Below are 16,147 nucleotides of genomic sequence, written 5' to 3'. Positions count from 1 at the left end.
AACCATTGCCCCCAATTGTTCGTTCGCGAGGTAAAAAGCGTCCCGACGACCGTCCAATAACCTCATGGTAAACAGCCCGCATCAGCGTTCCCCGGAGTTCAGGACGCAATGCTCAACTTGCGTCGATACGATCGCCAGCGGTCGCGAACCTCGGTGCATCTCAAGATGGTATGATTTCCCCGTTTGGACGTTCGCCACCGCATCGATTTTCCGGTGCCGCTAGCAATCGGGGATAACTCATTGAATACAAAACGAATCGCTTACTGCATCGCGTTCCTTGCTTGCTTGCTCGCGGGCCAGCCTTCATTCGGCCAGGAACCCAATGCCGACGAATATCGACACTGGACCACCAGTGACGGAACGCGAAGCGGTGTACGACTGAAGATACTCGAGGACGACGGTACTCGCGTGCGACTGCAGCGAGAAGACAACGACAAGATCGTTGTCATGGCGCACTCTCGTTTGTCGGATTCCGACCGGAGTTATCTGCGTAGCCTGCGTGACAAAGCGGCCCCCTCTCCCTCGCAGCCCGAGACAACGTTGGCGGGCGGAGATTGGCCGCAGTGGCGGGGTCCGAACCGAGACGGCAAGAGTCCCGAAACGGGACTGCTGACTCAGTGGCCTTCCGGCGGGCCACAGTTGGCATGGAATGTCACCGGATTTGGTGAAGGGTATTCCACGCCCGCAGTCGTTGGAGACGTCGTCTACGTTCTCGGCACGCGAGAAAATCAAGAATTTATTTTTGCGAGACGAACAGAAGACGGCGACGCGATCTGGGAAGCCAACATCGGTTCCAAAGGCAGCGGCGGTGGATTCCCCGGCCCCAAGGGGACACCGATTATCAACGACGGACGCATCTACGCGATCGGCAGCGACGGCACGCTAGTGTGTATTAACCAATCCGACGGAACTCCCATATGGAAAAAGAATTTCAAGCGTGATTTCGGAGGAGAACACGGACACTGGGAATACGCCGAATCACCATTAATCGATGGCGACAAATTGATCTGCACGCCTGGCGGAAACAACGCGAGTATCGTCGCACTGCGAAAGGACAACGGGGCTCCAATTTGGAACGCGCCCGTGGGCCAAACAACCGGTGGCGATTTCGCTCGCGCCGCATACTCCTCAACCATCGTCGCGACCGTCGCCGGCACCCGTCAGTATGTCGCCTTCCTGCACGGTGGCGTTGTAGGCGTTGATGCGGTTCGCGGGACGCCACTCTGGCATTACGACGCTCCGGCCAACGACACGGCAAACTGCTCAACACCTATCGTCCACGGGGACAGCGTCTTCGCGGCGAGTGCGTATGGCACCGGAGGAGGACTCGCACGCATTAGTAAACGCGGCCGAAATTGGAACGTCAACGAAGCCTACTTTGTCAAAAAGATGGAGAGCCACCACGGCGGATTCGTGCTGCATGACGGTTACATCTATGGAACGAACAACAGCGTCCTGCTGTGCCTAAATTGGGACTCCGGTTCCATCGAGTGGCAAGACCGGTGTGTCGGCAAAGGATCCGTCACGTATGCCGACGGCCATCTCTACGTTCGCGGCGAACGCGGCGATGTCGCGTTGGTAGAAGCCACACCCGACGGATACCGCGAGAAAGGTCGGTTCAGTCAACCTGATCGCAGCGACAAGAACGCTTGGGCACATCCCGTCATCGCCGGGGGCCGACTCTACCTCCACGATCACGACCGACTGCTCTGCTACCAACTCAAATAGTGGGCACTCGTCTTAGATACGATCCTCTCGGAATCAAAATTGTCCTTGAGACTATGATGTTGCCATCGAGACTTCCTTACCGGTTGTTCGACAATATTCTCAATTCTGTTTCCTCAGGAGAATTCTCGTGCGTGATCATTTCGTACCGCTGACGTTCGTCGCATTGATTGCGATTGGCCAATTGGGATGCCAACCGCCCGTCGCGTCAACCCAGCAGAGCGCCAACGGTCGAACATCTCAGCTGAAACCACACCAGGCACCCTTGCTTAACGAAGCCGTGTTCTTCGAGCAGCTCGACGACGCCTCGCTAGGTGAAGCGGCAGATCCAGCCCCCCTCGATCCGCGCACAGAGACCAATTCAGAACCGTGCACGCGAAAGACGCACGAGGATCTTGATGCGACATTGTGGATGCAGACCTCCGCAGAGTACTACGCGACTTGTCGTCAAACTTATTGTCTCGCCACAACTCAGTTGCAAAACGCGATCGACGATCCGACTTGGTCAGCGGACTTAGTCCAGCAATCGGCACTCGCCGAAAGCACAGACACTCCATTGTTACCAACCGCCGTAATTCTCGATATCGATGAAACGGTTCTCGACAATTCACCCTACCAAGCAAGACTGATTCAGACCGATGAGGCATTCACGCCGGAGTCGTGGCAACAGTGGGTTGAGGAAGCCGCGGCCAAACCGATTCCTGGCGTGAAGGAATTTTTGGCGAGTGCTGAGGAAGCAGGGGTGGAAGTCTTCTTCGTCACAAACCGAGAGAACGCTGTCGAAAACGCAACCCGCCGCAACCTCGAGAAACTCGATTTGATCCAAGTCGACGCAGCCGACCGCATTCTTAGCAAGCGTGAACGTGACGAATGGACGTCAGACAAAGCGACACGGCGTGCTCACATCGCCAAACGCTATCGGATCCTTCTTTTGATCGGCGACGATCTCAACGATTTTGTTTCGATCGGAAACGAACCGACGGCGCAGACACGACGTGAAATTGCGGTCGAGCATGCGGAGATGTGGGGTGTCAAATGGATGCAACTTCCAAATGCCAATTACGGCGGATGGGAACGCTCGATTTACGATTGGAACGACTCCGCCGACGACGAGGTCAAACTTCGCAAAAAGTACGAGGCGCTGAACAACGCGAGTGCCGAGTAGATTGGTCTCGTTCTCGGCCGTGATCATGATCAAGCGTCTTCACGCAGCCGCCCGCGTCATTGAATCAGTTTAAGTCTGCTTTAATGACTGCGTCCGGGTCGGCCCCGGGGGGCATGGCTTCTAACCGCCGCAGTTCAACACCGGCGCGGATACGGAACACTAAAATGGTCACCAGAAGGACGACACCGAACGCGAGTCCTGCGCCTTTCGCGCCGTACGGAACACCAAACCACGCCGTCACTGCCACCAGCACCACGTTTGCGATTCCGGTGACAATTAGGACATAGACGCTGAGTCCACGAAAGTGGAGAAAGATGGGTGAAAGCGAAAACAACGTCCATGCCGAAGCTCCCATCGAAACAAAGATTAACGCAGGATAGGCGGCTTCAAACTCTTCCCCATACAAACCAAGGATGCGTTTGCCGAACAACCAGATCACCGCGAGAAACACTGCGCATGCGGTGCCGATGATAGTGAACCTCTTGGTTCGAATCTTCATGCCGGCCTCCCAATCCGACTCTACCAGCACGATCGACATTTGCGGCTGAAATAGTTTGTCCGTGGATTTCGCGAGCAGCAAGATCAGGCACCCTGTGTCGAGCGCCGCCGCCATCAACGCGACCTCAACCGCATCGATCGGCAGCGTTTCCAGAACCAGAATACTGACGCGGAACAACGCCGCCGCGAGCAACGCAAAAACCGCAAAATAGATACACTGCCGCAACCAGCCCTTCACCTCATACGCGGGCCGTGCCGTGAAATACTCCGGCGGCGATGATTTCCAAAACACGATCGACGCGAGTATCGCACCGAACACGCAACCACTGCCATAGAGCACCACCATCATGGAGATCGAAACGTTCAGCCCGGCCGCCCAGGCAATCGCGAGCAACAAGAGCGTCGTTCCAGGAACAATGATGCGAGCGATCACCGCACCCCCGATCGCGATCCGATTCGCCATGACGAAATCGATTCCGGCACCACTGACGGCAGCAAACGGCAGGAACAACATCGCAGTGGCGAGCGGTTTTCCGGCCGGAAGACCTCGATGCAGCAGCGACCATCCAATGACGGCGACCGCGATGGTGCTGCTCATGACCAGCAGAGTAACCACGCTGTATCGCCAATAGCCGGACGCCATGGACATCTGCCCGGAAACCTCAAACCCAGGCAGCACTTTCAACGCGTTTTTCCCCACGCCCATCTCTGCGACCGACGAAAGCACACCCAACGTTGCGATCGCTACCGCGTATTGCTCAAACCCGATCGGTCCCAAAACTCTCGCCACGACAATTGACGTCGCGTACCCGAATGCGACTCCGATGAACGTGAGCACGACCAAAATCACGGCAACCCGCGGTTCGGCATCCAATTCGGCATCTCGCTTCGTCTTCAAAACGCTGGCATTTCAAGTAGATCGAATAAGTCTGCTAAGGCTTCAGCAGTCGTTGGTCGTGGTCTCGCGTCAAACCCCGAGCACGAGATGCGAGCACCTCAAAACATAGCGTGCTCGTTCACTGTCGCCGCATCCGGCGGGATGTAAGTCGCCAAAATCTGCCGACATCGGCTATATCTTCACAGGAATTACTCTCGTCCTTCATGGCCGGGAGTGTAAAGGAAATCAGTTTGTCGCTCTCGACCTAGCTCGCCAATTCTCAGCCCGCCGCTGCCGCTACATCTTACGCAGGCCCCCTAGGCCGTTGGTCACCGCCCCATGCTCGGGATATGACGATTGTACGTCGATAAACGAAGAGTCGGATTTTTTCTTCTGTAACGGCAGGCTATTCCACGTGCGTCTTGGCATTGCATTATTGACCTTCGTGTTTTCGGCGATTGCGATGCCGTCGGGTGCATGGTGCGAAGACGCGAAGTGGAACCAACACGCAACGCTTCAAGATCTGATCTCCGCCGACTATGACAACGCGGCATCAATCGATCAGGGCACACTGCCACAACCGGCTCCTTCGAGCAATCATTCAGACTCGCACGAAATCTACTTTGATACGCCGCCGCCCACGCTTGTCTTCGACGGGGTACGTGCAGGATATGACGACGGGTTTGTCATCGCGAGCAAACGAAACGAAGACCTGAGCGCATCCAATTTCCCGTTTCATTTAAAGATTAACGGTTGGGGCCAAATCCGGCACACGACTTCGGATATCGAACAACCCAACGTTGATCTAAACCAATTCCAACTCAAACGCGGACGCTTGCTCTTTTCGGGGAGTGCATTCACCCCGGACTTTTCGTACTACGTCCAACTCGACGGACGCAGCAGCAGCGGCGAAACGGTTCGGTTACTCGACTACTCGCTGTCCTACGATATTGGGCACCGACAGTTCGGATTGCAAAAAGGTGCGTTCGGATTGCGAACGGGCAAATATAAGATGCCCTTCACGATGGCACGCTGGTTGTCGGGAAAAGAGTTTGAATTCTCCGACCGTTCGATGGCGAGCACGTTCTTCGACGTCAACCGCAGTTTAGCGTGGGGAGTTTACGGTAGCGTCAATCGATTTTCGTTTCCCGTTCTCTGGGAGGCCGCCCTATTCAACGGTCTCGTGACCGGCGGCGCCGAAACGGGCAGCAGCGGCACGCTCGATGACAATTTCGCATTCTCAGCACGATTCCACGCCGAACCGATCGGCGAGTGGGGCGCGGGGGCACTCACGGATTTCGACGGTCACGAACACCTCGCGATGCGCATCGGTGCTGGCTACGCGACGTCGCAAATCGATCGGGCAGGCACGAGCGAATTCAACAGCCTTCGCGTTGTTGACTCGGGGCAAACGCTCGCGAGTATTCTTCCCGCAAACGTGACCCAATATGACGTTTCGCTTTTCAGCGTTGATGTATCGACCAAATTCCGTGGATGGTCAACCACGTTCGAATACTATTTCCGTACCGTAACGAGCATGGATGATCCGACGATGACCAACCTGTTCGATCATGGGTTCTGGTTGCAAACAGGATATTTCATCGTTCCCGACAAACTGCAAATGCTAGCGCGTTGGTCGCACATCGAGGGCGACTCCGGAACGCTCGGCCAGTCCACGAAAAGTAGCGAAGAGATCGCCGGAGGTCTGACGTGGTACTTCCGCGAGAACCATGCCAAGTCCGTTGTCGACATAACCTACCTCGACGGCGCCTCGGTGAATTCGTCCGCTCTCGACATCAGCCCCGGTGACCGCGGATGGCTGGCGCGGTCTCAAATTCAGTTCAGTTTCTGACGCCTCGCTTGGCTGCGATCTCGCTAATCACGTCTCCTCAGGCGGCGGCGAAATCTTAGCCGTGACGAGGTACATCACAGGTGCGAGGATCAACACGACGAGCGTGCTCAGCGCGAGGCCAAACGTCAGACTCGTTGCCATCGGTGAAACGACCTGCGCCTCCTTCGAACGCTCCAATAGGATCGGCATCATTCCGGCACAGGTGGTCACCGACGTTAGCAACACGGCGCGGAAACGTCGGCGTCCTCCGTCGATGATCGCCTCGTGAAGCGGCAACCCGTCGGCGACACGCCGGTTGATGAAGTCGACCAGCACGATCGAATCGTTCACGACCACACCCGCCAAAGCAACGATCCCAAAGATGCTAAATAGCGTCAGATCGATGTTCATAACGATGTGACCAATGATCGCACCGATGAACCCAAACGGGATGATCGAAAGAATCAAGATCGCCTGCCAAGTCGAATTGAACTGGATCGTTAGGAGCAAGAACATCGCACCGAGCACGAAGAAGAAACCGAGCGTCAATGAGTTCACCGTCTCGTCGGTCTGTTCCTGTTGGCCCGCCCACTCGAGCTGAACGCCCGGGAACTGTTGCTTGAACACAGGAACGAAGTTCGCTTTCAAATCGGCGACCACGTTAAACGCGTTACCCCGAGTTTCATCGACGTCCGCAACGACGCCCACGCTGCGCATTTGATTCACACGGCGAATTTCGGAATACCCTCGCTGCACGTCCACCTCCGCGACCTCCGATAATGGTCTCTCCATCCGTTCGGCGCCGCGAATACGTATGTCGTCGAAGCTGACCAATGTGTTGCGTTCCGCACGCGGGTAGCGAACTCGCAACGGAACTTCGTGCCGGCCGCGTTGCAAACGCATGACTTCTTCGCCGTAGTACGATGCTCGCACCGTACCGGCGACATCCGCGAGCGATATCCCCATCGCTTGCGCATCGTCGCGAATCTTGATCCGATACTCCCATTTCCCCTGTCGAGTATCGGTCGCGATATCGGACACGTACGGGTATTCGGAAAGCTTTGATTTGCATAGCTCGATCGCCGCATCGAGTTGATCGAGGTTGTCGCCTGTCGCCATCAATCGCATCTCAATCGGCAGCGACGCGGGTCCTCGAGGTGTAGCGCCGAACGCGACCGCTTCGGCACCCGGGAATCGCCCCGATTCTTCACGCCACATCCGCACGATGTCATCGCTCGAAACGGTACGCTCACCGATATCATTCAATTGGATAAACAATCCACCGACATGACTGGCAATCGACGTGCCGACTTCATCACCTGATGAACCGACCGTTCGCTGGACGGCTTGCACAAACCCTTCTGGATCGGCGGTCAACTTCTCGTCGATGGATCGTTGATTGACCCGCCAAATGGCGTCCTCGAGTCTCTCCGTCGCTCGGTTGGTAACGTCCACGGGTGTCCCGTCGGGATAGGTCACCTGCACCGTGATGAAGCCAAAATCGATCTTCGGCAACAACAAAAACGGCACCATCCCGGAACGGACCACTCCAACAGACAAGATCAACATTCCCGCGAGCGTCGAGAGCACGATTGCGGGATTACGGAGCGACCAGCGTAGCGTTGGCGTGTACCAATGATCGATCACCCAGGCCAACAATCGAGACATTCCCGCGTTGGAATGTTCCATCAACATCCCTAACGGCCGGAGCGGATAGAGCACGTATCCGAGTGCATCCAAAAACCGACTGCGACGATGCGATAGGTGAGCCGGCAAGATGGTCAGGCTTTCGATCATCGAAATCAACAGCATCGCACTGACGCACATCGGCAACACCACCGTCAACCGCTTGATGCGGCCTTCCATGTACATGATCGGAGCGAACGCGATCACCGTGGTCAGAATTGCGGTAATAACCGAAGGCATAACTTCGTAGGCACCGTCAATCGCCGCCTGGTGATAGCTCTTTCCCTTCTCGCGGTGCGCGTAAATGTTTTCACCGACCACGATCGCGTCGTCGACCACGATTCCCAGTGCAATCAGAAACGCAAACATCGAGGTCATGTTGAGCGTTTGGCCGCCATAGAACATGTAGATACACGCCCCCAACAGTGAAACCGGAATGCCCAGCATCACCCACCACGCCAAACGCATCTCGAGAAACAACGCCAGAACGACAAAGACGAGCACGAGCCCCATCCATGCGTTCTTGCTCAGCAAACTCAGCCGGTTCTTAACACTGGTCGACCGATCACGCATCGCGAGCATCGTGTAACCGGCGGGCAAGTTGTGCTTCTCGCGTTCGACGTATTCTCGGACGTCGTCAGACACTTTGATCAAGTCATCCGCGCTGGTCGTTTCGACCGACACGAGGACAGCAGGCCGCCCGTTAACCTCATTGACACTGCCGTCGACCGAGAACTCATCTCGCACGCGTCCGAGATCGCCAACGGTCAGCACCGCGCCACCGGGTTCACTGACTAAAGGAATCGATTCGATCCCTGCGCCGACAGTGCTCTTGTCACTTCCGCGAAGCAGAATCTCCTGAGAGCGACCACGTAGCGTCCCACCGGGCAGCTCCACGTTGTTCGCCCGGACAATATCGGCAACGCTCTTCAGCGACAGGTTGTATTCCCGAAGGGTTTGTTCGGGGATCTCAATGTCGATCTGGTAATCCGGTGTGCCGACGAGATCGGCGACCGAGACCGATGGCAACGCGAGCACCTCGCTGCGAACCCGTTCGGCGACACGCCGGAGTGCGAGAGCGGCTTCCGCTTTCGCCTCTTCGGCATCCACAGCCTCGGCCAAACGCGAATCGTCAGCATCGCCGTCCGCGTTGTCCTCGTTGGAGCCCGTCAGCCGCGGCGATTTAGGCCCCATGACGGCAACACGAATCGCCGTCACGAAGTTCGTGTTCATGCGAATATCGGGCTTCTCCGCCAATTCCGGAAAGCTGGGGATTTGACCGATCAATGTCGTGACTTCCGTCAACACGCGCTGCGCATCGTCTTGCGTGGCATCAGGATCCAGCTCCAACGAAACGCTACCGAGCCCCTCGCGGGCAGATGACGTCATCTCTTCGATGCCATCAACGGTGCGAATGGATTCCTCAATCTTTTCGAGTATCCCTTCCTCGATTTCATCCGGGCTCGCGCCCGGATACACGACGGAAATGTTCAGCACATACAGTTCGAAATCGGGCCAAAAATCTCGACGCAATTTTGAAAGGCTGAATCCGCCTAAGAGTAGAACGCCGATCATCACGACGTTCATGGCCTGCCAGTTTTTGACAGCCCAAGCAATCAGGCTTTTCATCCTTGCACCTTCTCGTCGCCGGACGTCGTGGGTTCGTCCGCGGTGCCCCTGTCATTGGTCAGCGTGGTCGCCTCGGACGTTCCGGACATCTGCGCGGCGCCGAGTGGCTTTTGTTCCGACGGGGTTCCGACCGCCATTCCTTCGGTCGGATCACTGATGGGCGAAACAATCACGTCGGCCGTCTCAAACGACTTTGTTGCGGTCGTCGGCTGAGACAATTCGACGATGACGGTGCTATCGGACCGGCTGACCAAGGTGACAGGCACAATACTGAGTTTACCGTCGATGTTCAGCCAGACGCGGTTCCCTGGCCTGATCGCATGCTCGGGCAGTTGATAAAGCACGCGATCGGGATCCGCCGCGATCGAGACGGCCACAAAGAGCCCACGGGTCAACCGACGAGACTCCGTCGAGGATCGCACCGACTCGGGAACATCGACGCGAAACAGACAAGGGTACGTTCGCGTCCCAGGATCAATGCCGGCCCCGTCGATTCGTTCCAACACCGCAGGCCAACTGAAAATCTCGGCTCCGAATTCGGTCGTGATCATTGCCGGCACATGTGGTATTTCAACGCCCGCGGAACCCGCCAGCGAAACACGTCCTCGACTGCTCCAGATCCAGATCATTTGGTCCGACGTGAGGTTCGTACGCACCTCAACAGCAGACGTGTCCTCGATGGTGACAAACGTCGTTCCGGTCGCCACGAAAGACTGTTCCTCGACCGTGGATGCCACCACGATTCCTCGAATCGGAGACTTAACCGTACAACGAGCGAGATCCAGTTCGGCTCGTTTTAGCGCCGTCGCCGTGAGTGCCTGTTTGTCGACGATCAATTGCTTGCTCGCCACCAATTCGCGGCGGCGGTTTTGAAGTTCCACCAACGCAGCTCGAGCGGAAAGTTCCGCTCGCTTCGCGACGTCGACCTCGGCAACCGAGGCCGCTTGACGTTTGACCAGCGAAGCGACGCGTTCACGCTCTTCCGTGGCGATCCGCAACTGCTGTTCGGCGAGCAAAGTTAGCTGCCCCGTGTTTTCGATTCCGACATCGGCAGCCACGATTTCAGATGCCTCCTGTGCCGCCTGTGCTCGTAACCGCTCGACCTCGAGCTCGTATTCGATCGGGTCCAACCGAATCAGCACTTCACCGGCCTCAACCATTCGGCCCGCTCGCAAGTTGTCGGATTGTTCAATGATCCGCCCGGCAACTTCGGTAGCCAACCGGATCTCGCGAAATGGCACCACAACGCCGTTCGCCTCGATTTGGACGGGACCTTTATGCGGCGTCAAGGCTTCCGTCGTCACTACCGTCACCGCCGACTTCTTCGGCTTTGAACGTTGCGGTCGTTGACGTTCTCCTAACAACGTGTAGCCGAACAAGCACGCGGCCAACACGGCAACCGAAACAATCACGTTCACGACAATGCTCACCACGTTGCGGGAAGGTGTCCCGGACGCGGGAGCCGGCGAATCATTCGATGCCGGTTCGGTTGTTTCACTCATACGTAGATAGGGGGTTCGCCTAAAGGGACTCGCGGGTGCTGGTCAAATCGACGCGTTGTCGCTGAACAATGTCGGGTGCAACGGGATTGCAACGTTGAGAGATGGGGAGGAGGGAGATTGAGGAGGGCGGGCCGCTGAAGTTCGTTTCGCCATGTGGTGAATTGCGATTCGATCCGTCGTGAGGGGGAAAATCCAGTCGAACGAGAAAACGTGGCCCGTGACTCGTCCATGCCCAGCAATCTGATCAATGCCCAGTAAACCGGCAAAGTCGACGACACGCCATCTCGTTCTAACCCTTTTTCGAGGAAAAGGTTTCGCCTTCTTTGATTGCCCGCACAAACGAAAACAACTCATGAAACTCACGCCCAAATTGTAAGGATGGGATGTGATTTAGCCTTTTGCACAACGCAAAAGCGAACGAACCACGAATTAGATTTAACTCTGAGCATCCGATACGCCTGCTCGTATACAAGCATTCCTATGCGAACGGGATTGCGTGTTCACTCAATACTGAGGATTGTTGTGCCGGTGACCAGAGTGCCGCTGAAATGACCTGTGATGACCGCGTGCCCGACCATGCCCATCTTAATATCGCTAGGCACGGCTGTCTCATCGAACCCTCCGAACCGAGCTAGTTTTTTGCGATGGGGCCGAGATAGTTTTTCACGACGGGGATTGTGAACGACTGTCACGTACTGCCATCGGATAAGTACATCCTCAACGCAAACAGACCATCTAAGCCAACCAAAGTCGGTCCAGCGACCATGCAAAGGATGGCCGCAGGAGACTGACGAGGTTCGTTCTCCATCCGACGTCGTGGTTACCCCTGTGGTGTGTACCAGCCGACGCCCCCACCTAAACCGCGCCGTAATGTGGCAGGGTATCACCCAAGCGGAATGCCTCTTGTTTTGCTGGTACGATTCACCGTCTTGATTTTCCGAGCCGGGCTCGGCCCGCCCCGTTTCTTCGCCGAGTGGTCTTTTTCACCCCTCAGGTCCCTTTCGCAGTGAGACAGACGGCTTTGGCGATGCTAAAGTGAATGTAGGTCCAACTGTGAAGCCCAGGGGGGCACCGAATTCATTCATGCTGGCTCACAAATGACAGACGCGTTTTTTCGTTTTGCCTATTCTTTTAATCTGCAGGCGTGATTCGCCCGTATCAATCAGAGCGTATTTTGTAGAGACCATCGTCGCACGGACTTGCCGAACTCGTGCTTCTACGATTTGCTCGCGTTTTGATAGGCGACCGCCCCGCATTGATCCAGTGCTCTTCCATGAATTATCCAACATCCAACGAGTTTGAAACGAAGCCTCGCAAGATTCGATCGATCGACATCGACCTACTTGCCCAGCTATTCGAACAAGCACCCGACGTCGCATTTTTCGTCAAAGACATCGAGGGACGCTACCTCGCCGTCAATAAATCTCTCGCCCAACGTCATGGCCTCAACGAGGTTGAGGATGTGATTGGCAAGCGTCCTCTCGACATTTGCGTCGGGAGATTCGGCCAAGTGCCGACGGACCAAGATGCAAAATTGTTACGGACGGGACGCCCGCTCGTCGACTACTTGGAAATGCATTGGCACTTGCCACACGAACCGGTTTGGTGCCTTACGACGAAACTACCGATTGTCGATGACGACGGTGAGATTGTCGGCATCGTTGGTTTTTCACGTGACGTGCGGACTCCGGTTGAAAACCACGAGATCCCCGAAGAGTTTGCTGCCGCGTTGGAATACTTCGAACAGAACCTGACGGAATTCAACACGCCATCAGCCCTCGCCGAACGGTCAAAGCTTTCACTGCAACGACTCGCTCGCCTCACCAAACGCCTCTTCGGCCTCACGCCGAGTCAGTTCATCAGCAAGACACGAATCGCTGTCGCCTCGCGTTTGCTCTATGAAACCGATAAACCAATCTCTGATATTGCGTTGTCGAGCGGTTTCTATGATCAGAGCGCGTTTACTAGAGCATTCCGTATTGCAACGGGCGTGACTCCGTCGGAGTTTCGACGACAAGCAAAACAGGTTGAATGACACTAAATTTGGAGTGTGCGCATTTTCTTTGTCCCACACCCTTTTGATCCAAGGCGTGGATATGCCGTTGGGATTAAGATTATGTCTCGCGTCACAACCAGGAAATGCTCCTTTCAGCGGATCAATTTATGAAAATTGCACGGATTTTTGCACATCGTGTCGAGTTGCCTTTAGTAGAAGGAACCTACCGCTGGAACAATGGAAATTCCGTTTCGGTGTTCGACAGTACGGTCGTCGGTGTTGAAACCGACAGCGGCTTGATCGGATACGGCGAGGTTTGTCCGCTGGGCCCCTGCTATCTACCAGCCTATGCCGATGGCGTTCGCTGCGGACTGCGAGAGTTGGCCCCCCACCTCCTCGGTGCCGATCCGCTTCAGTTAACCAAACTGAACGTGCAGATGGATTCCGTACTCAACGGACACCCTTACGTTAAGACCGCGATCGACATCGCTTGTTGGGACCTTCTCGGTAAAGCGACCGGCCTTCCCGTCTGCACTCTAATGGGCGGTCGCTATGGCGAGAGTGTTCGCCTGTACCGCGCAATCACGCAATTGCCACCTGATGAGATGGCGAGCAACGTTGCCAAGTACCGCGACGAAGGCTACACCCGTTTCCAATTGAAAGTCGGCGGCGATGCGGACACGGACATTGCACGCATCCACGCGGCACGCGAAATCCTGGCCCCGAGTGATCGACTCGTCGCAGACGCCAACACCGGATGGACGCAACACGAAGCCATGCGGGTCGTCAACGCGGTTCGTGATCTAGACGTTTACATCGAACAACCTTGCCTCACCTACCAAGAATGCTTGGCCGTTCGTCAAAACACGACGCTGCCGTTCGCACTCGATGAAAACATCGACAGCCTCGCGATGCTGATGCGTGCCAACCGCGATTTAGCGATGGATATCGTTAACATCAAGATCAGCAAGTTCGGTGGACTCACCAAAGCGAAACAAGCTCGCGACCTGTGCGTGTCGTTGGGAATCGCGATGACGATCGAAGACAGCTGGGGTGGCGACATCACCACCGCCGCGATCGCGCACCTCGCACACAGCACCCCGGAGCCGATGCGTTTCACTAGCACCGACTTTAACAGTTACAACACCGTTTGTAACGCGACCGGCGCACCTCGCCGTGAAAACGGATTTATGAAGGCGAGCGAAGCACCGGGATTGGGTGTGACCCCCATCGTCGACGCAATCGGTCCCGTCGTTTGGGAAGTCTCGAACTGCAGCAAACCGGCGTCGAATTCTCACGCCAAAACTGATGGTATGGCAATGCCAGAACCCCATATCAACTCGGTCACCCAAAGCGTCTGATCAAGTGACAATGCGCCCGACAGCGAGTCCTTTTCGAGGTCTTTCGTCGTCGGGTCAAGATCATCACGAAACGGCGACAAGGCGATTTCCTCTGGATGTCAACTCGGCCGCTTGTTCACGACGCTTTCCCACGTCCTCTTGCGATTCGCATATCGGTTCGTCTTCGTGACAGATCGATGACACGCCTCGAAATAGGCAAATTCGGCGTATCGCCATTTTCCAATACACAGCGTCACGCTTGATGCAGACGCTTTTCTCTTTTTGGAATCACCATGACATTGCGAATAACGTTTGTATTCTTGCTTGCGCTGTCGGTATCGATCCGAGCCGAGGCGGCCCGCACAACTGCCCCGCCGAACATCATTTTCATCATGATGGACGAATGGGGATACTTCGAATCATCCGCGATGGGGCATCCAATTTTGGACACGCCAAACATCGATCAGATTGCGAAAGAGGGGATGCGATTCCCGCAATTTCTCGCTGGTGCGAACGTGTGCGCCCCCACCCGCAGCACACTCATGACGGGAAAACACCTCGGACACACCACCGTTCGCCTCAATGGCGGCGGTGCAGGACTGCGAGCCGAGGACGTCACGATCGCAGAAATACTTAAAGAACGTGGATACGCCACCGGCGGATTCGGTAAGTGGGGAATTGGCGATGTCGGCACCAGCGGTGTACCAGAAAAACACGGTTTTGACACGTTCTTCGGCTACTATCACCAAGTACACGCACACTCCTATTACCCTCGATATCTCATCCGCAACAGCGAAAAAGTTACGCTGCCCGGAAACACCGGGGATCCCTATATCGGAGAAACATTCGCTCATGGATTGATCCATCAAGAAGGATTGCAGTTCATCCGTGACCACCACGACGAACCGTTCTTCGCCTACATGCCATGGACGCCGCCGCATGGGCACTGGGGAATGCCAAAGGATGATCCCGCATACATCAAATACAAAGACCAAGAGTGGGACGCCAACGTTCAACGCAGCGAACACGATGTGCAAACCTACGCAGCCATGGTTGAAATGGTCGATCGCCAAATTGGCGAAGTGATGCAGTTGCTTCGTGATCTAGAAATCGACCAAAACACGATCGTATTCGTGTCGGGCGACAATGGGGGGCAAGAGTATTTCCAAAGTGAAAAATACCCTCATGGCTTCTTCGCCCCCAATCTCAATCCAAACACGGGTGAACGTTTCCGGGGAGGGAAAGGAAACTTCTACGAAGGAGGTCTTCGGATTCCGTTTCTCGTTCGATGGCCCGGTCGGATCAAACCGAATTCGGTATCGGGCTACTTAGGTTACTTCCCCGACATCATGCCTACGCTTGCCGAACTCGCGGGAACGTCGCCTACGCCAGACACCGATGGAATCTCAATCGCGCCAACCCTGCTCGGCGAAGATGCCACCGGCCGCGTTCAGGAACAGCATCCCTATCTGTACTGGGAAGACAGACACAGCGTCGCGGTACGAATGGGAAAATGGAAGGCGATCCAGCCGAACGCATCTGCTCCATTCGAGTTATACGACCTCGAAAAAGATATCGAAGAGACGCAAGACGTTTCATCGCAAAACCCAGACGTGCTCGACAAAATGAAAGCACTGGCCGGATCCGCACACGAAACGCCCGTTCCTGGTTCCGTCATCGATGCGTCACTTGGCTTCAAAGGTCATCACGCTCCATAAAGCGGAACAGCCGCCGCTCGTTAGCGGCAGAAACGAGCCAACTAACCCACGACTTAAGCAAGGGAATCACTCGTTGCGGAAACGAAAGCTCGTTGTTGTGCGCACTTTCGCGAATCTGCAAGCGATCTATCCAATAACGCAAACTTAAACTTTTCTAACATATGACAAGGCTCCGAGAAA

The 16,147-nt window shown here is 55.7% G+C and carries 9 protein-coding genes; 6 read left to right on the top strand and 3 right to left on the bottom strand.

From position 1 onward, the window contains the following. Positions 1 to 240: 240 nt before the first annotated feature. Both FHS27_RS18695 and FHS27_RS18690 read left to right on the top strand, forming a co-directional pair. Positions 241 to 1,728, top strand: coding sequence for a PQQ-like beta-propeller repeat protein (locus FHS27_RS18695; RefSeq protein ID WP_246420137.1), 1,488 nt, complete (start codon positions 241 to 243; stop codon positions 1,726 to 1,728). A 127-nt stretch (positions 1,729 to 1,855) separates the two neighbouring features. After that, entirely contained in the window at positions 1,856 to 2,890 is a 1,035-nt protein-coding gene (locus FHS27_RS18690) for a 5'-nucleotidase, lipoprotein e(P4) family (protein ID WP_184306405.1), read from the top strand. Positions 2,891 to 2,954: 64 nt separating this feature from the next. On the opposite strand, the gene FHS27_RS18685 is transcribed toward FHS27_RS18690, so the two are convergent. Continuing rightward, on the bottom strand, positions 2,955 to 4,286 hold the full coding sequence (locus FHS27_RS18685; protein WP_184306404.1) for a lipopolysaccharide biosynthesis protein: 1,332 nt from the start codon (positions 4,284 to 4,286) through the stop codon (positions 2,955 to 2,957). 394 nt (positions 4,287 to 4,680) lie between these two features. Between FHS27_RS18685 and FHS27_RS18680 the strand changes: the two genes are divergently transcribed. Next, positions 4,681 to 6,117, top strand: a complete 1,437-nt coding sequence (locus FHS27_RS18680; RefSeq protein ID WP_184306403.1) for a porin — start codon at positions 4,681 to 4,683, stop codon at positions 6,115 to 6,117. Between the two features lie 27 nt (positions 6,118 to 6,144). On the opposite strand, the gene FHS27_RS18675 is transcribed toward FHS27_RS18680, so the two are convergent. Together FHS27_RS18675 and FHS27_RS18670 are read right to left on the bottom strand one after the other, a co-directional pair. Continuing rightward, the gene (locus tag FHS27_RS18675; protein ID WP_184306402.1) at positions 6,145 to 9,411 is read right to left on the bottom strand and encodes an efflux RND transporter permease subunit; all 3,267 of its coding nucleotides are present in this window, start codon (positions 9,409 to 9,411) and stop codon (positions 6,145 to 6,147) included. After that, positions 9,408 to 10,913, bottom strand: coding sequence for an efflux RND transporter periplasmic adaptor subunit (locus tag FHS27_RS18670; RefSeq protein ID WP_184306401.1), 1,506 nt, complete (start codon positions 10,911 to 10,913; stop codon positions 9,408 to 9,410). Before FHS27_RS18670 ends, FHS27_RS18675 begins: the two co-directional genes overlap by 4 nt. Before the next feature lie 1,273 nt (positions 10,914 to 12,186). Between FHS27_RS18670 and FHS27_RS18665 the strand changes: the two genes are divergently transcribed. The 3 genes from FHS27_RS18665 to FHS27_RS18655 all read left to right on the top strand — a co-directional run bounded on the left by FHS27_RS18665 (position 12,187) and on the right by FHS27_RS18655 (position 15,967). Further along, positions 12,187 to 12,948, top strand: coding sequence for an AraC family transcriptional regulator (locus FHS27_RS18665; RefSeq protein ID WP_184306400.1), 762 nt, complete (start codon positions 12,187 to 12,189; stop codon positions 12,946 to 12,948). A 128-nt stretch (positions 12,949 to 13,076) separates the two neighbouring features. After that, on the top strand, positions 13,077 to 14,270 hold the full coding sequence (locus tag FHS27_RS18660) for a cis-3-hydroxy-L-proline dehydratase (protein ID WP_184306399.1): 1,194 nt from the start codon (positions 13,077 to 13,079) through the stop codon (positions 14,268 to 14,270). Positions 14,271 to 14,542: 272 nt separating this feature from the next. Then, positions 14,543 to 15,967 carry an arylsulfatase gene (locus tag FHS27_RS18655; protein ID WP_246420135.1) on the top strand — a complete coding sequence of 475 codons (1,425 nt, stop codon included), beginning with the start codon at positions 14,543 to 14,545 and terminating at the stop codon, positions 15,965 to 15,967. Positions 15,968 to 16,147: the final 180 nt, after the last annotated feature.

Source organism: Aporhodopirellula rubra (genome assembly GCF_014192335.1).
Classification (GTDB): domain Bacteria; phylum Planctomycetota; class Planctomycetia; order Pirellulales; family Pirellulaceae; genus Rhodopirellula; species Rhodopirellula rubra.
The sequence above is the reverse complement of the archived record's forward strand: the minus strand, read 5'-3'. Positions and strand labels throughout refer to the sequence as shown.